The organism is Ignatzschineria rhizosphaerae (assembly GCF_022655595.1).
GTDB classification, from domain to species: Bacteria; Pseudomonadota; Gammaproteobacteria; order Cardiobacteriales; family Wohlfahrtiimonadaceae; genus Ignatzschineria; species Ignatzschineria rhizosphaerae.
On record NZ_CP093379.1, the window covers coordinates 954,082 to 973,785 of the forward strand.

At 38.3% G+C, this 19,704-nt stretch carries 17 protein-coding genes; 9 read left to right on the forward strand and 8 right to left on the reverse strand.

Translation table 11 applies throughout. The features are described 5' to 3' along the window. Positions 1–187: 187 nt before the first annotated feature. The 3 genes from MMG00_RS04125 to MMG00_RS04135 form a co-directional block, all read right to left on the reverse strand. Positions 188–985, reverse strand: coding sequence for an ABC transporter ATP-binding protein (locus MMG00_RS04125; RefSeq protein ID WP_242151803.1), 798 nt, complete (start codon positions 983–985; stop codon positions 188–190). 2 nt (positions 986–987) lie between these two features. Beyond that, complete coding sequence (locus MMG00_RS04130; RefSeq protein ID WP_242151805.1) at positions 988–1,896, reverse strand: ABC transporter permease; 909 nt, start codon at positions 1,894–1,896, stop codon at positions 988–990. Positions 1,897–2,149: 253 nt separating this feature from the next. Continuing rightward, entirely contained in the window at positions 2,150–3,097 is a 948-nt protein-coding gene (locus MMG00_RS04135; RefSeq protein ID WP_432805934.1) for an ABC transporter substrate-binding protein, read from the reverse strand. 473 nt (positions 3,098–3,570) lie between these two features. Between MMG00_RS04135 and MMG00_RS04140 the strand changes: the two genes are divergently transcribed. Further along, positions 3,571–4,458: a hypothetical protein gene (locus MMG00_RS04140; RefSeq protein WP_242151807.1), complete on the forward strand. Its 888-nt coding sequence runs from the start codon at positions 3,571–3,573 to the stop codon at positions 4,456–4,458. A gap of 19 nt (positions 4,459–4,477) precedes the next feature. Continuing rightward, positions 4,478–4,972 carry a hypothetical protein gene (locus tag MMG00_RS04145; RefSeq protein WP_242151811.1) on the forward strand — a complete coding sequence of 165 codons (495 nt, stop codon included), beginning with the start codon at positions 4,478–4,480 and terminating at the stop codon, positions 4,970–4,972. Between the two features lie 50 nt (positions 4,973–5,022). On the opposite strand, the gene speB is transcribed toward MMG00_RS04145, so the two are convergent. Then, entirely contained in the window at positions 5,023–5,952 is a 930-nt protein-coding gene (gene speB / locus MMG00_RS04150) for an agmatinase (protein ID WP_242151814.1), read from the reverse strand. 440 nt (positions 5,953–6,392) lie between these two features. Between speB and nhaC the strand changes: the two genes are divergently transcribed. The 3 genes from nhaC (at position 6,393) to MMG00_RS04165 (ending at position 9,006) form a co-directional block, all read left to right on the forward strand. After that, positions 6,393–7,820: a Na+/H+ antiporter NhaC gene (gene nhaC, locus MMG00_RS04155; protein ID WP_242151817.1), complete on the forward strand. Its 1,428-nt coding sequence runs from the start codon at positions 6,393–6,395 to the stop codon at positions 7,818–7,820. Positions 7,821–7,935: 115 nt separating this feature from the next. Beyond that, on the forward strand, positions 7,936–8,640 hold the full coding sequence (locus MMG00_RS04160; RefSeq protein ID WP_242151820.1) for a DsbA family protein: 705 nt from the start codon (positions 7,936–7,938) through the stop codon (positions 8,638–8,640). Between the two features lie 21 nt (positions 8,641–8,661). Then, a complete protein-coding gene (locus tag MMG00_RS04165) occupies positions 8,662–9,006 on the forward strand; it encodes a VOC family protein (RefSeq protein ID WP_242151823.1) in 345 nt (114 codons plus the stop codon). A 421-nt stretch (positions 9,007–9,427) separates the two neighbouring features. On the opposite strand, the gene MMG00_RS04170 is transcribed toward MMG00_RS04165, so the two are convergent. Then, a complete protein-coding gene (locus MMG00_RS04170) occupies positions 9,428–10,876 on the reverse strand; it encodes an MFS transporter (protein ID WP_242151826.1) in 1,449 nt (482 codons plus the stop codon). Positions 10,877–10,925: 49 nt separating this feature from the next. Between MMG00_RS04170 and MMG00_RS04175 the strand changes: the two genes are divergently transcribed. Beyond that, positions 10,926–11,582 (forward strand): helix-turn-helix transcriptional regulator, encoded by a 657-nt coding sequence (locus tag MMG00_RS04175; RefSeq protein ID WP_270049354.1) that lies wholly within the window; start codon positions 10,926–10,928, stop codon positions 11,580–11,582. Positions 11,583–11,613: 31 nt separating this feature from the next. Here the strand turns inward: MMG00_RS04175 and MMG00_RS04180 are convergent, their stop codons facing one another. Together MMG00_RS04180 and MMG00_RS04185 are read right to left on the reverse strand one after the other, a co-directional pair. Then, on the reverse strand, positions 11,614–12,006 hold the full coding sequence (locus MMG00_RS04180; RefSeq protein WP_242151830.1) for a VOC family protein: 393 nt from the start codon (positions 12,004–12,006) through the stop codon (positions 11,614–11,616). Between the two features lie 116 nt (positions 12,007–12,122). Beyond that, entirely contained in the window at positions 12,123–12,320 is a 198-nt protein-coding gene (locus tag MMG00_RS04185) for a YqaE/Pmp3 family membrane protein (RefSeq protein WP_242151832.1), read from the reverse strand. Between the two features lie 361 nt (positions 12,321–12,681). On the opposite strand from MMG00_RS04185, the gene MMG00_RS04190 reads away from it, so the two are divergent. The 3 genes from MMG00_RS04190 (at position 12,682) to MMG00_RS04200 (ending at position 17,858) form a co-directional block, all read left to right on the forward strand. Then, entirely contained in the window at positions 12,682–13,527 is an 846-nt protein-coding gene (locus tag MMG00_RS04190; RefSeq protein ID WP_242151838.1) for a penicillin-insensitive murein endopeptidase, read from the forward strand. Positions 13,528–13,733: 206 nt separating this feature from the next. After that, on the forward strand, positions 13,734–14,996 hold the full coding sequence (gene purD, locus MMG00_RS04195) for a phosphoribosylamine--glycine ligase (RefSeq protein ID WP_242151841.1): 1,263 nt from the start codon (positions 13,734–13,736) through the stop codon (positions 14,994–14,996). 720 nt (positions 14,997–15,716) lie between these two features. Further along, on the forward strand, positions 15,717–17,858 hold the full coding sequence (locus MMG00_RS04200) for a BCCT family transporter (RefSeq protein ID WP_242151843.1): 2,142 nt from the start codon (positions 15,717–15,719) through the stop codon (positions 17,856–17,858). Positions 17,859–18,643: 785 nt separating this feature from the next. Here the strand turns inward: MMG00_RS04200 and MMG00_RS04205 are convergent. After that, positions 18,644–19,636, reverse strand: coding sequence for an FUSC family protein (locus MMG00_RS04205; RefSeq protein WP_242151846.1), 993 nt, complete (start codon positions 19,634–19,636; stop codon positions 18,644–18,646). Positions 19,637–19,704 lie beyond the last annotated feature (68 nt).

Below are 19,704 nucleotides of genomic sequence, written 5' to 3' on the forward strand. Positions count from 1 at the left end.
GATCGATGGTATCCTTAAGTGTTTTATCATAGTGATGCATACTTTTAGATCAATATTTGATGAAGCTAGTGAAAATAGGAATTTACTTCTATCAATGGTAAGTCAATAACACTATATCAAACTCATATCATTATAGAAATCAATCTCCTACCATCATAATGGCAAGCAAACACTTATGGATGCGGCATTAACCTAAAAGTAATGCATCATCTTCCACTTTATCCCCTCGGCTTTGCTCAAAAAGTACTAATAGATCAGAGATACTTAAGTTTTCACGCATCTCTCCAGATACATCTAACACGATCTCACCTTGGTGGAGCATAATAGTGCGATTGCCGTAGGAGAGTGCTTGTTGCATTGAGTGGGTGACCATTAAAGTCGTGAGCTTATTTTTGCTGACAATCTCTTCTGTGAGTTTTAATACAAAGGCGGCTGTTTTAGGATCTAGTGCCGCGGTGTGTTCATCAAGCAGCAATATTTTAGAAGGCTGTAGAGAAGACATCAGTAGACTAATGGCTTGACGCTGTCCGCCTGAGAGTAAGCCCATACTATCTTCTAAGCGGTTTTCTAATCCCAATTTTAGCGTTGATAAATGCTCTTTAAAGATCTCTCGGCGCTCTTTATTAACGGCGGGTTTTAATCCTGACTCTTTATTTCCACGATCATAAGCAAGCGCTAAGTTTTCCTCTATTGTTAAGCTCTCACAAGTTCCAACCATCGGATCTTGAAAAACTCTTGCGACTAAACGCGCACGATCTGACACGGATTTAAAAGTGACATCTTCATTATTAATAAAGACTTTGCCCGCTGTTGTTTCGGCATTCCCACTAATGACATTTAAAAGCGTGGATTTACCGGCACCATTTGTCCCGATCACGGTGACAAATTCACCTTCTCGAATAGTGAGATCAATTTTTTTAAGGGCCATATTCTCTAAAGGCGTATGTTCATTAAAGATTACTTGAATATCTTCTAAACGCATCATAATTAACGTCTCCCTTTAAAGCGTCTTTTTAATTTAGCCTTAATTTGTGGTAAAACAAGGGCAATCACAACGAGTGTTGCGGTGATGAAGTTTAAATCTTGTGCGCCAATACCAATACTTTGTAATGGCCCGCTATGAAGGGCAAGCGCGATAAAGAGGCGATATAAAATTGCGCCAACGATCACTGAGAAGGTAATCCAAAACATTTTTTTAGAGGTGATTAACGTCTCGCCGATAATCACTGCTGCAAGCCCGATAACGATAGTACCAACACCAATCGAAATATCTGCGCCTCCTTGGGTTTGAACATAGAGTGAGCCACCTAAAGCGATCAGAGCGTTAGAGATCATCATGCCTAAATAAGTCATCTTATTGGTATTGATCCCTTGCGCTTGGGACATACGGATATTAGCCCCTGTGGCTCTTGTGGCTAATCCCGCTCGGCTTGCAAAGAAGAGATCGAGAAGCAGTTTTGCCGCAATGACAAAAAGTAGAATCATTAAGGGTTTCACCCAAAACTGATTACTATAATCTTCGTTAATAAAGGGAGTAATAACCGTTGGTTCCCAGATAAGCGGAATATTAGGTGCGCCCATGATACGAAGATTAACAGAGTAGAGCGCAATCATAACTAAGATACTGGCTAAAAGCTGCATGATTTTTAGCGAGACATGGAGCCAAGCGGTAACAAATCCAGCAGCTGCGCCAGCAAGCGTACCAAAGAGTGTTGCAAGCCAAGGATTAACGCCTGCAATAATGGAGACGGCGCACACAGCGCCTCCAAGAGGAAAACTTCCATCAGCGGTTAAATCAGGAAAGTTAAGAATCCTAAAGGAGATTAAGACGCCTAAGGCAACTAATCCATAAATTAGGCCAACTTCCAGAGCGCCGAAAAGTGAGATCAGTGACATTAAAAAACTCCAAAAACGATTGAATATGTGTAAGTGTAAAGCGACTTTATGGGGGAATTAGGTTAGAAGAGTGATTTTATGCCCCATAACGTATTCTTTATAAGATATGATTGATTTTAAGCTATAACCATTGCTGAAGATCATAGATCTTCATAGGTCATAACCGACCATCATATGAATTTTTAGTATCAGTACCGCATTATAGCTAGGCATTACATTCTGCAATGCCTAGCAGATGAAGTTTTATCAACTTTTATTCAATAACTTTAGTTGCACTTTTGATAACTTCTTCAGGTAAGGTGACACCTTGTTGCTGCGCTGCTTTAAGATTGACATAGAGTTCTGTTTTTTGTGGTTTTTCAGAAGCGATATCGCCGGCTTTTTCCCCATTTAAAATACGAACAACAAGTTTCCCTGTCTGTCTGCCCATGCCATAATAATCCCCACCTAAAGCCGCAACTGCGCCGCGCTCTGATGAAGAGGTGTCTGAAGCAATGAGCGGAATTTTCGTTTGAACCGCCGCTTGATACATTGACTCATAAGCTGAAACAACGTTGTTATCAGTACTGGTATAGATTACATCAACACGACCTTGAAGGCTTTTCACCGCCGTTGAGATATCCGTTGTTCGTTGCGCGGGTGCTGCAACTACTTTAATCCCTTGAGGCTCTAAAATTTCTTGGAGCTGCTTTAAGACGATTGTCGAGTTCACTTCGCCAGGGCTATAGACAAAGCCGATGCTTTTCACATCTGGAATAATCATTTTGACTAAATCCATTTGTGGCTCAAGGGGTAAATGGTCTGAAACGCCTGTCACGTTACCGCCCGTGGCTTCCCAGCTTCTAACTAAGTTTGCCGCAACAGGATCTGTAACGGCCGTATAGACAATAGGAACCGTTCTAGTGGAAGCAAGTAACGCTTGCGCACTTGGCGTTCCTATCCCGATAGCAACATCAGGATTATCTCCGGCATATTTTTTAGCAATTTGCGCAGCAGTTGCACTATTGCCTTGCGCGCTTTGAAATTGTAGCGTGAGGTTCTCTCCTTCAATAAATCCGGCGTCTTTTAACTCATCAATAATGCCTTGTCTTGCTTGATCAAGTGCTGGGTGCTCAACAATTGCGGTAATAGCAACATGTTTTTTAGCATTATCTGCAAAAGAGAGTGAGCTTAAAGAGAGTGGCATTAATAGTGACAACATGAGTAACATTTTTCTACGATTCATAAAATCCTCTTTTCTTTAATCTTATTTATTATTGGTGATAATTTGTTAATCACTAGCTTTAGATAAACAGATGAGTATAGACTCAACTCTCTGAACATAGCATAAAAGAAATTTTGTGGATAGTTGAAACAAAAGAGATAGATCAATTATGAAGAATTAATAAAAATAAAAGGGTTATGATGATCTATCTTATATTTTATGAAAAATATTGCGGTAATATTAATAATCGAAATATTTGATTTAATAAAACTATTCATAATTTTGAATAGCTTTTATGAATAGCACTTTTTGTCATAGTACTTGTTTAATACCGCTCTATTTTAACAAAGCGATAGATCGATCGATAGTATCCATAAGATATATGTAACGGTAATGAATCCTTTAGTATAAAAATTCAATAGTGGCTATAACCAATAGCCTTAAAGACAATCAAAATAGGATTAGTAGTGATGAGGTTAAAACATATTGCAGTATCAATAAGTTTTATTGCGTTGATGGGGATTGCTTTTGCAGCTACGCAAAGTGATGAACATTTGGTAAATCAGAAAGAGACGATGGCAGATAATGAATATGTGATAAGTGATGTTTCTGCCTTTTTATTACAAGGGTCGCTGAAGCATGCTGAGTCATTGTATTATAGTATTCCCGTAGAGGCGCTTGAGATGGCTTCGTTAGAAGATGAAAAGCTCAAGTCTTATCTCTCTTATTCTAGAGAAGTGAATTTTGATGAGCATAAGATGGGAAGTAGAGTTGTTTTAGAAGGCTATGATGAGGGAGAGGTTCAAGTTATCGTTTATCGCCAGGCAACTCCTTATCGTCATAATGAAAGGATTATTACATCAGTTATTCTTTTTGGTGATGCGATTTTAGATAGTGGTGCTTATAACCGTGCAGTTTTAAACCAAGAGTTTACAACCGCTTCCCAAAATTGGGAGAAAAATAAGAGCATCACTCGAATTAATCAAAAAGAAGAGTGGCTTAGAATGATGGAAGAAGAGCCGAAGCAAACGATTATTACGGAAACCTATGATGATCAACAAAGATTAATGACCAGCGAGCGTATTGATCGAGATGGTGATGAGTTCTTAGAGTATCTCTATTTGACCTTTGATGAGTATTTAAAGTTAGACTTAGCAAAAGTGCGCGCAACGAATATTGAGGTAAGTGCAACACTTGAAGATATTCAAGATTATACGCCACAAGATTTTATAGCACTTGATAAAAGGGTCTCGCTTTTTGTGCCACAAGAGATTGATCTAGAAGGAAACGCTAGGATTGCATGGCGTTATGATTCTAAGGCTGTGACTAAACGAGTTTCTAAGTTTACGTATTATTAAAATAGGAAGGCTTATTTTTGTGAATCATTTAGAATTGCGCTGTATTTCGCGAGATGTTGATACCCAGTATCTCGACTTTAATTTCTATATTGATGGTAAAGCGCTTGATCAGCTATTGGGGTTTGATAAACAAACAGATTTACGATTTTCAGACTTTGACTTAGACCTATTTGTTGTTGATAAAACGCGTTTCCCTCATTATGATCGTCATCAAGTTGTCTTTAGTAAAATCGCGCAATATTTAGGAAATAAACCTGTTTATACGCAATTAGATAATAACCGACTGATTCTCTATCGTTGCCATTGCGGCTGTGATTATTGCTCTGTTATTTCTTGTGATTTAGAAATAACAAAAGAGGAAGTGAAGTGGAATAATATTACTTACGAAGATGGGTTAGATAAAGAAGATGCGCTAGAGCTTAATGAACACGGAATTGAGCCTATTGAACAGCTGATCTTTAATCGTCAGCAATATCAGCAGGTTTTTAATGAGTATTTAGAGCAATATTTATGATTGTCTAAATACTCATTTGTGTCAATACCTATCTGTTTTATGGAATGACTCTATTTTTTACTAGCTTGAATATAGAGCATTTCTAAAGCAATCGTTGCGCCGGCAAGTGCAGTAATATCTCCATGGTCATAAGCAGGAGAGACTTCCACTAAATCCATACCAACGATATTTAAAGGCGCTAATCCCCGAAGGAGCTTTAAAGCTCTATCTGTTGTTAAGCCGCCACAAACAGGCGTTCCTGTGCCGGGCGCATGTGCAGGATCAAGGCAATCAATATCAAAAGAGAGATAAACAGGGAGATCTCCTACGATCTTTTTGATTTTTGATAATAATGTCTCTACTTTTTCATCATTGACATAAGCGGCATCAAGTACGGTAAAGCCATTATTCGCATCATACTCTGTGCGAATGCCGATCTGAACGCTGCTTTCAGGATCAATGAGTTTCTCTTTAGGCGCATGATAGAACATTGTGCCGTGATCAAATTCACTCCCCTCCTCATAGGTATCGGTATGCGCATCAAATTGAATAAGGGCCATTTTCCCAAAATGTTTAGCATGTGCTCTTAAAAGAGGGAGCGTTGTAAAATGATCTCCGCCAAATGTCAGTAGCTGTTTACCAGATTCTAAAATTTTATCGGCGTGCAGTTCTAGCTTTTCACTCATATCTTTGGCATTACCAAACTCAAAGACAAGATCCCCACAATCAATAACATCTAAACGATCTTGCATTCTAAAGCTCCAAGGATAACGTTTATCCTCCCAAGCTAATTGTGGTGAAATTTGCCGAATAGCAGCAGGACCAAAGCGCGTTCCTGGTCTTCCCGATGTTGCCATATCAAAGGGCACGCCGGTAATGACCCAATCAGCTTTGCAGGAGTAAGGATCAAACTCAAGAGGTAGCCTTAAAAAACCAAAAGCATTTGATACCAGCGAATTATCGTAAGCATGGGCGAGTGTATTATATCTTTTTGAACCCATAAAAATCTCCTTCTCATGTGGTGAATAATGATGATATTTTTTTATTGTAATGAATGATTTATTGGCTGTGTGTGAGTATCAAGATTGAGCAGCCAGCGTTGAAGGCTGTATTAAAGATAGGTAATAAATTATTTTTTTGATTATACCTATTAGTTATAACTAGCAAAGAGACATTAAAATCTCAACTCTTATTTATGATAGGTGGCTAATTGCCGATAATGCTTCAGTTAATAAATATTTACAATAAGGATAATTATTTTATCTACTTGCTATTCAATAGAGTATATGGCAATACTTACGGATATTAGTTTTCCCATACGCTCCGTATATGGAGAAATTGGTGTGCCTAAAAAACTAATATCACCAAAAATTGTGACATTAAAAACATCATTAAAAAAATATTAATAATAAATAAAAATTAATTATCAGGAGGAGTTGTTATGAGTGAGTTAGATAACACTGATCGAATTGTCGCGCTTATAGATAAACCCAAAAAAATGCCAAGCTTGAAGATCGCGATGATTCCGCTCGTTGCGATGGCATTTTTCTTATTTATAGGAATCTTTATTTTAGAGAGCGAGCCCCAAATTCCCGTATTGCTAAGTGCGATTGTGAGTGGAATTGTGGCGGTTTACCTCGGATATTCATGGAAAGAGATTGAAAGGGGGATTACCGCAGGAGTCGCTTTATCCATTCAAGCACTCTTAATTTTGATCGTGCTAGGAACCTTGATTGCCACATGGCTGGCAAGTGGTATTGTCCCGACCATGATCTATTATGGACTAGATATTTTATCGCCTCAGTGGTTTTTACCGCTAGCCGTTGTGATTACAAGTGGTGTAGCGCTGACTGCGGGAAATGCATGGGCGGCTGCCGGAACCATTGGTATAGCTGTCATGGGCGTTGGTATAATCTTAGGTTATAACCCGGCAATGGTTGCCGGCGCTGTAATCTCGGGTGCTTATTTTGGAGATAAAATCTCACCGCTATCAGAAACAACTAATATGGCTTCAGGAATCTTAGGTGTTGAGTTGTTAGAACATATTCGTTATATGCTCTACACAACGATTCCTTCCTGGGTTTTAACGGTGATTTTATTTTTAATTTTAGGGATGTTCTATGGGGGAAATGCCGAGAATGTTGCTGAAATTGCAGATCTGCAAGCAAAAATGGATGAGATCTTTATAATCACCCCTTGGTTGATTTTGGTTCCTATTACCGTTTTAGGGCTTATTGCGATGAAAGTGCCGGCAATTCCGGGCTTAATCATTGGGGCTATTTTAGGCGGAATTGTGGCGATTGCCGTTCAAGGTGAGAGCTTTAAGTCTGTTTTTGACATGATGATCTCAGGATTTGAAAAAGAGACTGGGAATGCCATTATTGATGAGCTCCTTAATAATGGCGGTATTGAGTCGATGATGCCTACGGTTGCGCTTGTGATGTTAGCAATGAGCCTTGGTGGTATTTTAGAATTAAGCGGTGTTTTAGCAACTATTGTTCGTAGTTTACAACGTTTTGCGCGTTCAACGGGTAGTCTAATTGCCACAACTGTGGGGTCTTCTATTGCAGCTAACGTGATTGCTTGTGATCAGTATTTATCGATTCTTTTACCTGGAAGAATGTATGTAAAAGCTTATGAAGAGCAAGGCTTACAGATGAAGTGTCTTTCAAGAACAATTGAAGATGCTGGAACCATGACATCTCCCTTAGTCCCGTGGAATACTTGTGGTGCTTTTATGGCAACGACCTTAGGGGTTGCTACGATTGAGTATGCCCCCTTTGTATTTATTAGCTTCTTAAGTCCGATTATTGCCATTATCTATGGATATACCGGTTTTAAAATTGCTCGTGTGAAAACTGCTACGTAAATCAATACAAAGTGCGCTAGATTTCGTATGATAAGAGGTGAGCTCGAAAAGTAGATCAAGATTGATGGGCTTTTCGAGCTCTTTTGTTTATGGAATTTGGTCATTGGAGATAAAGATGAGTCAGCTAAATTGTCAAGATGGTATTTGTGAAGTTCCTGAAAGTCAGGAGCCTGTTACAAAGGTAGTAAAACTACAGAATAAAAAAATTATTTATGTAGGCGATCCGATGTGCTCTTGGTGTTATGGCATTGCGCCAGTTGTTGCCGGATTACAAGAGTATTGTGATGCCAATGCACTTGGGTTTGAAATTGTCGTAGGTGGCCTGCGTTCTGGCGGTGGAGATCAGTGGAATTCCCAATTTAAAGACTTTTTACGTCATGAATGGCAAAAAATCGAAGAGACAACAGGGCAGCCTTTTGCCTTTAAGCTCTTAGACCTGGAATATTTTAATTATGATACAGAGCCTAGCTGCCGAGCGGTGGTGACTGCTAAAAGTCTTTTACCAGATGATAATCAAAAATTGTTAACCCAGTTTTTTGCTGCGGTACAACAAAAATTTTATTTAGAGAATGAAGATCCTAAAGAGACGATATTTTATCAAGGAATCTGTGAGATGCTTCAGTTAGATTTTAAGCAATTTAAAGAGCATTTTGAAAGTGCTGAAATGAAACAAAAAACGATAGAGGAGTTTCATTACCGAAGCCTGTTGGGGGTAAGAGGATTTCCTAGCTTTGTAATGATTAAAGATCACGAAGCGGCACTTTTAACATCGGGTTATACTTCTTTACAGAGTTTAATCCGTAAAATTGAAACACGTTAATCATTAAAAATAGGAAGCGTCATGAACGAAGTTGCCATTGGTATTAATTATATTGAATTTAATGTTCAAGATATGATGAGAAGTAAGCAGTTCTACCAGCAATTAGGATGGCAATTTATTGATTATAGCCCCTATTATTGTGAGTTTAATTCTGGAAGCTTAAAGGGCGGTTTTTATCAAACAAAGGAGATCTCCTCTAAAGGCGGCGCCTTGGTGATTCTTTATAGTGAAAATTTAGAAGAAACCTATCAAACTCTCAAAGAAGCAGGTGCAACAATCACCAGTGAAATCATTGAATTTCCTGGTGGCCGGCGTTTCCAGTTTAGAGATTTAGATGGTTATGAGCTAGCGGTTTGGTCAAAATAGTCTTAGACAGTTGGTACAGGATTTTAGAAAGGATATGCAATATTCTCTCCAATTTTACATAAACCCATAAAGGCACATATTAAACAGCGCTTGCACGATGCCGGATAGAGCGATTCTTACGCTTTTTATAACCGATACGCTGGCAACCGGATTTAGTCACTTTTAAACTGATTTTACTAGATAGTTATTTCCAAATAAAATCAGAGGTCGAAATTTATTAGTTAGTCATCTTCCTAAAATAGGTTGATGAGCAGCTGGGTCGAATGCTTGCATGTTTTTTGAAATTACGTGCCAGCAGTTTTAAGCCTTTTCGGTTTATATCGGAATTTAATGTGTAATAGCTATAGTATCAATCTGCACCTTTTTATCTATTATTTGATATTGATCACTTTGTAGTGATCAATATCAAATGTTATGCGCTTTACTCTTTAAATGCCGGTAACTTTACAATTTGGTAGATAAAGATCGCTGCGAAGATAGGCGCGAGAGTAAAGATCATAAAGAGCCAATTAGATGCTTGCTTTGCCCCTTCAATACCGCCAATAGTAACCATTCCTGCTTGGTTAGCGACTAAGCCCACTAGCGCTGCGGCTAAAGCTGTGGCATAGAGCTGAACGGTAGTGACAGATGATGAAGTGATAGCTTCTTCTCCCTTTGGCGCTGAGATAAAGACTAAGTTCAGAAGATGTGGCCAAACAAGCCCAATTCCAAATCCGATCCCTAAAAGCGCAAGAATATAAATGCCAATCAGTAATCTTGATACATCACTATCTAAGGACATTGTTAGGGCTAAAGTTGCAAGCGAGAGCGTAATGATAATAGGTGAAAGACGCATTAGTAGTTGGCGAGATTTCCCGATTTGAGCGCTACTAGGAAGGGAAGATAATGTCCAGCCTGCAGCCATGATAGCGGTGATATATCCCGCGCTTAATGGTTTAATATGATGAATAATTTGTAGAAAGTAAGGAACAAATATCTCCGTTGTCATGCCAAACATTAAGAGAATAATCGCTAAATAGGTTTTCCCTAAGGTTGATCGTAGGCTATAAGCCCCTGTTGGTAATAAGCGATTTTTGGCAGACTTATCAATCATAATCATTAAGATTAAAAAGAGTATTCCAAGGCTTAAAAAGCCGCCAGTCCAAAGTAAGGTATCTTTTAAGCTTGAAAGCGAGATAAGGGTGACAGAGAGAACTAGTAATATTAACGCAAGGAAAGGAATTGGGGGATTAGTAACCTCCTCTTGCGCAGATTTACCACTAATTTTTCGTATGACAACAAGTGCTAAAATGATGATAAAAGGAATTAAAGACCAAAAGGCCCAGCGCCAATGACCGCTTTGAGCAAAGATTCCTCCAATAGCAGGTCCCAGTAGGGTGGCAATGCCCCACATGCCAGAAACAAGCGCTGTGGCTCGAGTCCAAAGATAAGGTTCAAAAACAATACGAATAAGGATGTAGCCAAGCGCAAATAACATTCCGCCCCCAAGACCTTGAAGCACTCGACCTATTAATAAAAACCACATCGAAAAGGCCATTGCACACCAAATAGAGCCAATTAGAAAGATGATTAACGCAAATAGATAAGCACTTCTAGCGCCGAGAATTGCCACGGCTTTACTTGTTAAAGCAGAACCAATAATTGAGCTGACAATAAATAGTGTTGTATTCCAAGAGAAATAATTTAAGCCCCCAATATCATTGACGATATTCGGTAAAATAGTTGTCACAATATACATATTGATCGCATAGAGAATAACGCCGCCCACAAGTGTAAAGGAGCGCAGTGCATTACCATTTTGAAAAAGTGCCCCCCAAGAGGCTTTTTGTATCATTGCGGGGGTTTGTAAAGGTGTCTGCTTGCTAGACATTTGAGAGTTTCCTGTTATTATCCAAGTATTGAATTGGATAATACTCTAGATGATGAATAAAACAAGTAAAAACTTGGATAAATCACTTTCAAGTGCGTTAAAAAAAGTGCTTTTTTGTGTAAAACGATATGCGCCAATTGGCACCTCAAAGATAGCGGAGCACCTTACAATTAGCGGTGAAGCTGCGCGCCTACATGTTCAAAAATTAGTACAAATGGGGCTAATTGAAGGGGAAATTGATTCAACTATTCAAGTAGGAAGACCTAAGCAAGAGTGGATTGTGACAGAAGCTGGGAATCGTTATTTTCCAGATAGTCATGCAGAATTGACGCTACAACTGATTCACTCTGTGAAAGATATTTTTGGAGATAGTGGCTTAGATCAGCTAATTGCAGCAAGGGAGATGAAAACCTTAGATCGTTACCAAACTTATTGCAAAGCTCCCACTTTATTAGCGAGATTAAAAAAACTCGTTGAGCTTCGGTATGATGAGGGGTATATGGCGCATTTAGAAAAAGAGGGAGATGATTATCTGTTGATAGAAGAGCATTGTCCTATCTGCGCTGCCGCAAAAGCTTGCCAGCAATTTTGCCGATCAGAATTGGAGATATTTCGCACTGTTTTAGGGAGTGATGTTCGTGTGGAGCGAGAAGAATATCTTTTATCGGAAGGGCAACGCTGTGTTTATCGCATTAGTCAAAATTAATCATCGGAAAATGCCATAACAAGTAGAGATGCTAATTAGTGCTTTCCTCGATGTATTGCGATATTTCTATGAGATTAAGATCAGGATCTCGAAGATAGATAGAGGAGATCGCTCCCATTGCTCCCGTGCGATTGACCGGTCCCTCAAGAATGGTCATCCCTTCAGATTTAATATGTGTGATCACTTTATCCAAAGATTCACTAGTAATAAAGCATAAATCTAAAGCGCCAGGAACAGGAAGGTGCGCTTTGGGTTCTAACTCTTTGCCATATTGATGAATGTTGATTTTTTGTTCACCAAATTGTAGGGCATAACGTTGATCACCAAAGATAATAACTTGCATCTTTAAGACTCGTTGATAAAAATCGAGGCATTTTTCAAGATTGATGGTTGTTAAGACAAGATGATCTAAGTGGGTAATCATCGTCCGCTCCTTTTAATGATTGCATCAGTAGTTTTAAGCGTATCGCAGTTTTATAACGATGAAAAGAAAAAGCGCAAACATCATCTGATTTTGCGCTTTGAGTTTTTTAAATTATTTTAACGAGTTTGCTCTCGTCTAAAAGCATCGATCTTTTTGTCGGTATGATATTGCGATAGAGCGTACACGCTCCAAATAGCTGCAGGAATCCAGCCGATAAGCGTAATTTGAAGAATTAAACAGATAATACCAGCAAGTGGGCGACCGATTGTGAAAAAACCTAACCACGGAAATATTATAGCAATCAATAAACGCATCGATAATCTCTCTTTTATAATTAACAAAATAATATAACAAAAAGCATCTTACCTTAAATTTAACAAAAATTCGAAGCCTTAAACCTTATAAGAGTAAGTAGAAATCAGCTATTTAGAATAATTTTATCTTGTGGGTACTGAGAACTGATTGATTTTAAAAAGAATATAATTATTTAAAATTTGATTTACAAGATAGGATTATTTTTAATAAAAAACTCTCATATTGCTCATAATACTCATTAAGGGATCGTGAAATAGTTGGAAAATTAACCTTAAAGGGGATCTTATTGATATAATTTTAACGAAATTTGAGTAACCAGATGTTTGGTTGAACGATGTATTTTGAATTAAAGAGGCCACAATGGGAAAAGTATTAGGCATAACGATTGTTTTAAGTGCGTTATTAGGCGTGAGCAGTGCACAGACTTACTCTTATAAAGATTTTAAAACACCCACAGAAGGTCAATCGGAAGTTATTGGTAGTTATGCTAATGGCTGTTTACTAGGTGGTGAGAAGATGGCGCTTAGTGGTCCGGGTTATCAGTTAGTGCGTCAAAGCCGTAATCGTCATTTTGGGCATCCTAAGCTCTTAACGTATCTAGAAAAGGTGGGCATTGAGCGAGAAAAGCGTGGTCAATTACTTTTAGTCAGTGATATGAGTCAGCCTCGTGGCGGAAGGATGCATAACTCAGCGCATGCCAGTCATCAAAATGGGTTAGATGTGGATATTTGGCTTTATGAGTTTACGCCCGAAGCTTTTAAATCTAGCTATATTGAAGGATTTGGGGTTCCAAGTGTCGTTGATAAGGCTAAAGGCACGGTTAATGCTAATTGGCGTAGAGAATATTTTAATCTCTTTGAAGATCTCGCTTCTTTCCCTGAGGTTGATCGGATCTTTATAAATCCTGTGATTAAAAAAGAGCTTTGTAGTATCGATGAAAATGCCGCATGGCAATATAAAGTTCGTCCTTGGTTTGGTCATGATGATCATCTGCATGTTCGATTAACATGCCCAGAAGGTGCTAAAGATTGCGTGACACAAGCGCCCATTCCAAAGCAATCAGGGTGTAATGCAGATTTAGATAACTGGATTAAAGATCAATCTGATGTCGCCATTAACGGGCCTAAACCAAGGGGTAATATCGCACCCGTCGCGCCGCCACCGCTTCATCCTCGTTGCCAGATGCTTTTTGAGCCTGCAAAGTAGGAAAGCTAAAAAATTTTTGGTAGGGATTTAGGATATTTAATTCTCTTTTTGAAAAGATGTTTTATGCTAGGTTTTTCCTAGCGATAGAGATTTATCACGACTATTTCTATGCTATACTTCATGGCTCAATTCTACAGAGATTTTGTCATTATTTTCACAGTAGATAGACCTCCCAAACTCATGATCGAATCAGGAAGAGATTATAGATGAAAGTTTTAATTGTTGGTAAAGGTGGGCGTGAGCATGCGCTTGCGTGGAAGAGTCGTAAAAGTTCGTTAGTTTCTGAAGTATTTGTGGCTCCAGGAAATGCCGGAATGAAAAATGATGCGACATTAGTTGGCATTTCAGAAACAGACCCTATTGCGCTTGCAGATTTTGCAGAGCGGGAAGGTATTGAGTTAACTATTATCGGGCCTGAAGCGAGCTTAGTTGCAGGGGTTGCAGATGAGTTTAAAAAGCGAAATCTTTTAGTTTGGGGACCTGATAAGGCTGCTGCGCAAATTGAAGGTAGTAAAGATTTTTCTAAACAGATGATGGTGAAATATAACGCACCTACTGCGCATTCAGAGAGCTTTACAGTCAGCCAAAAAGCAAAAGATTATATTAAAGAGATTGGGCTTCCTATTGTTATTAAAGCAGATGGTTTAGCAGCTGGAAAAGGCGTTGTAATTCCTGAAACTATGGAAGAAGCTTTTGCAACGGTTGATGACATGCTTGAGGGCAACAAGTTTGGGGAAGCGGGCGCTTGTATATTAGTCGAAGAGATGCTTGTTGGTGAAGAGTTCTCTTTAATGTGTTTTGTGCATCAAGGCGTTGTGATTCCAATGGTAATGGCGCAAGATCATAAACGAGCTTATGATAATGATGAAGGACCTAATACTGGTGGAATGGGTGCTTATGCCCCTATTTTTGATGCGCAAAGTGAAGAGGTACAAACGGCTGTTACAACGATCATGCAACCGATTGTGGATGGCTTAACACAAGAGGGGATGCCTTATACCGGATTTCTTTATGGTGGGCTCTTCTTAACGAAAGATGGATTTAAGGTTATTGAGTTTAATGCCCGATTTGGTGATCCGGAAGCGCAAATTATTCTGCCGCTTTTAGAGACAGATTTTATCGAGATTATCTATAACTTTTTAACCAATAAAGCATTACCAGTAATCAAGTGGTCGAAAAAATTTGCAATTGGTGTGGTGTTAGCCTCTGAAGGTTATCCTGATTCTCCGCAAACAGGCTATCCCCTTAATACACCAACATTTAATGATGAAGATGAGTTAATCTTCTATGCCGGCGTTAAAGATCAGGGGAACTCTTTAGTTAGTGATGGTGGACGAATTTTGTTAAATGTCGCTATTGCCGATGATTTTAAAACAGCTTATGACAAAGCCTATGCCAATATGAAACAATTAGCAGTGCCGCACACTTTCTTCCGTAGTGATATTGGGCACAAGCAGTTTAATCGTTAATTATATTGTCCCTAAATAGTTCTATCTTAAACTATTATTATATCGATAATCTTCAAAGCTCCCTATTAAGGGAGCTTTTTTTATGGTGTGGTGAAGATAATGGCGGTTTATAGGATTAAATTTAGATATCAGCATAAGCCTTGGAGATTGATTAATAAAATTAATGGATAAACCATTTGGTATTAATTTTATTAAATGTCTATCAAATGGGGAATAGTTATATATTTAGGAATATCTTTCTTAGACAATTAAAGGAAATGAAGCATCAAGCACTTCAATCCTTAGGACTTCGCAGTGAAATTTAAGGATAAACGCTGTCAAGAGTTTGTATAAAGATTACAAGTTAATAGATTGGTAAGAACTTCTAGGAAGTAGGAGGTTAATAATCAGAAAATAAATTGTAAAACAGGATTAAAACTACAAGTTGCTAATTGCTCTCAGCGTCCTAAAAGTGCATAGCTTCCCCTTATTGAAAAATATTTATCAAAGGGGTGAGCAGTATTTGAAATGTTCGCTCGAAATAAAGGGGAAAGCGAATAATTAGTGAGTAAAAAATGCGCTAAATTAAGGGGTTTTATCGCCAAAAACATGAGAGATGATTGATATTGTGGTACTATTTTTCGATATATTTTTAAATGACAAATAAAAAGAACTAGAAACATGGGGTTTCTAGCAAAATTATCTCTTGCGATTTTAGCAGAGGAAGGATGATGTTTATTTATGGTGGCAACAAACATTAAAGGGAATTTGCCAGAAAAAGAAGCCGAAGAAAAAAGTACAAAAGGCTTATTTTCTGCGCTTCATCTTCCCGTCTTCATCAGTGCAAATATCATTATTTTTGGAATTATTGCGCTTGCAATATTGCATCCCGATGCACCTAAATTTTTTGCTGATGTTTTAAGTTGGATTACGGAAAATCTTGGTTGGTACTATCTTTTAGCAGTTGGTGTAATTTTAATTGCTTTCATATTTATTGCACTAAGTCGATATGGAACTATTAAATTAGGGCCAGATCACTCAGAAGCGGCCTATAGTGATAAAAGCTGGTTTGCAATGCTCTTCTCAACAGGGATGGGAATTGGAATCATGTTCTTTGGTGTCGCTGAGCCTTTACTCCATTATCTAGCGCCGCCTATTGGTGAGCCTGAAACCATTGCTGCGGCAAAAGCTGCGATGAATATCACCTTTTTCCATTGGGGAATTCATGCTTGGGCAATTTATGGGGTTGTGGGATTAATTCTGGCTTATTTTAGTTTTAGAATGAACCTACCTTTAGCTGTGCGCTCGGCACTCTATCCTATGATTGGGGATCGTATTTACGGACGCTGGGGCGATGCAATTGATACATTTGCAGTTATTGGTACCGTATTTGGTGTTGCAACAACGCTTGGCTTTGGGGTAATGCAGATTAATACAGGGTTAAATGTCCTCTTCCCATCTATTCCTGTTGCATCTACCACACAGATAATTTTAATCATTGTCACAACGGCTTGTGCGACATTATCAGTAAGTATGGGCTTAGATAAGGGAATTAAGATTCTCTCAGAGCTCAATCTTGTTTTAGCATTTGCTTTAGTATTATTTGTCTTCTTATTTGGAGGGAAAGTTCTCTTCTTATTACAAGCATTAATGCAAAATATTGGCCAATATTTCTCAGGCATCTTTGATAGTACTTTCAATATGTATAGTTATGAAGCTGCCGCATCAGCGACTGAGAAATCGAAGATTGATAGTTGGTTAGGTGGCTGGACGATTGCTTATTGGGGTTGGTGGATTGCTTGGTCGCCATTTGTAGGAATGTTTATTGCGAAAATTTCCCGTGGTCGAACCATTCGTAACTTTGTAGGCGGTGTACTCTTAATTCCGGCAGGATTTACCTTCTTCTGGATGACAACTTTTGGTAACTCAGCCATTGATCTTATTGCAAATGATGGCATTGTAGAGTTAAAAGAGACCTTATTAGGACCAGATGGTAGTTCAAAAGCGCTATTTGCATTTATTAGCCATTTCCCCGTTGCAGAATCTATTCAATCGGTTATTCCTGCAGAATGGATTCGCGGAGCCATCTCCTTTTTTGCAGTTGTAATGGTCGCGGTCTTCTTTATTACGAGTGCAGACTCAGGTGCGCTTGTAATGGATATGCTCTCTAGTAAAAAAGAGGTTGAAGTAACTCCTTTATGGCAGCGTATCTACTGGGGCTCAATTACTGGCGTTATTGCGATTGTCCTACTTTTAAATGGGGGGCTTGGAACATTACAAGCAGCCTCAACGATGACGGCGCTCCCTTTTAGTGTGGTCATTTTAGTATCTATTTATGGGTTATTAAAAGCACTACGTATGGACTTTGGAAAAACAGATATTCGTAGTAAAGCGAGTATGTATGTTCAACCTAGTACGCGAGATTCAGGAGGTTGGCAGAAACGTTTACGTAATGTCACGATCTATCCGCGCCGTGATAATGTTTTAAAATTCATGGATCATGTGGTAATACCTGCTTTTGAAGAGGTGAAAGCTGAATTAGAAAAGCAAGGGCTTGATGTTGTGATCAATACTGAAGAAGATGGGGATATCCGTTTAGAGGTAGATCATGGTGATAATGCTAACTTTGTGTATCGTGTGAAGGCAAAACATTATCTCAAACCAAGCTTTACCCTTTTAGATGAGGAATCTGCACAAGAAGATCAAAAATACTTCCGTGCTGAAGTTTATCTAGATGATGGAAGTAAGGGGTACGATATTATGGGATATACCAAAGAAAATATCATGAATGATATTGTAGACCAATATACAAGTCATCATTACTTCATTCAAAATTATGAGATGCGTTCAGATTATGAGTTTGGTTCTAATCCCAATGAGTAGAAAAAGACGCATTAAATAAGAGTGATCTTACTGAAGCCAGTATCGTTAAAGGGTACTGGCTTTTTTTAATGGTAAATTATTAAGGAGATAGACTTTTCTTTAAGAGATATAGTCGATTTAGTTTAAGAAAAGCTGTTTTAAAAATAAAATAGGAGAGTGAGTGAACCGAGTTAGCCTGCAGGGCGGTCAATAGAATGTGAATTAAAACAAGCTTGCATGGTGCCGGGTAGAACAATTTTTGCACTTCTCATAATCCTTGTGCCGGCATTTCAATCAGCCTGTTTTGAACCTACTTCACTAGCCGGTAATATGATTCCGTGACTTTTAAAACCAGACTTAAACAGATAGCACAGGATTTTAGATATAGCTATGACGCATAAATTCCGATACGAACCGAAAAGGCTTAAAACTGCTGGCACGTCATTTCAAAAAACATGCAAGCATTCGACCTAGCTGCTCATCAACCTATTTTGGAGGATGACTAACTCATAAATTTCGACTTCTGATTTTATTTGAAAATCACTATAGAATATATTTCTTATTGTTAAGAGTTGATGCTCCGGCATTTAAATAAGACTTTTTTGAATCGATTTCACTATAAATCGCGGGCACAAGATGAAGATGAGTATCTCTTCATCCTGCTGCAAGATAGGCCTTTTTAAGCCGAAGATACAACCATTTATTTCGATAGTGGCTTTGAGGTTGTGAGAGCGATTATTAAATGAGGCACTGAGATCTTGGATAGATATTGAAGTCTAAACAGCTTTAAAGTTGGGATGTTTTAGTTAAGTTTTATGTAAAACTCTTAAAATATAACTTGTTAAAATTGCGATTATTCCGCCGATCATGGTTTCTAATACTCTATCAACTAATAGCGCAAGCGCTGGATGACTCCAATACATTGATAGTTCAACGAGAATAAGGCTATAACAAGTAACTCCAAAAGTTGTAATCCCAAAGTTTTTGCCAAAACATAAGGGCAGCATAAAAGAGAAAAAGAGAAATAGCACAATCATATAGCTACTAAAAGAGATCTCGGGCAATAGATCAGGAACCTGAAAGAGAAGGTAAAGAACACCTACGGCGATAACGCTTCCTATGAACCGAATAAGGGTATTATGAAAGACGATTAAGCTTTTTGGCGGCATTACCATGATAAATGTAATTGTGGCCCAATAGTTTTTTTCAATACCAAAATATCGGGGGAGAAGTAGGCATAAAAACATTCCAGAGCTATAAATTAAGGCTCGTAATATTAAGTTTTTATGCAGCTTAAATATCTCATAAGTAAAGACTCCTTGCTTAAAGGCATCAAGATCGACATTTTTACGCAACATATAGTGGCAAACAACTAAGGCTGAGAAGGTTCCAATAAGGGCGCCAATAGGCAAGCCTTTGGTAATCTCAGGCATTGCAGTACCAATAGTTGAGAGAATGATGATAAAACGAATAGCTCTATCAAAAACAGGATCTTTACCAAAGAAATAGTAATAGAGGTAGCTAATAAGATATAGATAGAGATAAAACTTCCAGCTAAGATGAAAAAGTCGCCCAATATAAGCACTCGCTAAGATCAAAAGCATCCAAAAGAGAATATAGATAAGATTTGAGCGATCTGGTTTTGCATTATAGAGAGAATAAGTACAAAGTACCGAAAAAGAGGTCCAAGTAAGCGCCCCTTGAAAGCCAATAAAAGGCGATGCTATTAAGACACTAAGCAGAATACTCCCAATAAATACAAAACTATCTTTAATATGAAGCGTGCTGAGGTAATTCATGTGGGAAAATCCTCACTTTATAGGAATAAAAAAATAGCCGGCATATTTGTCAATAAAAGCATAAAATA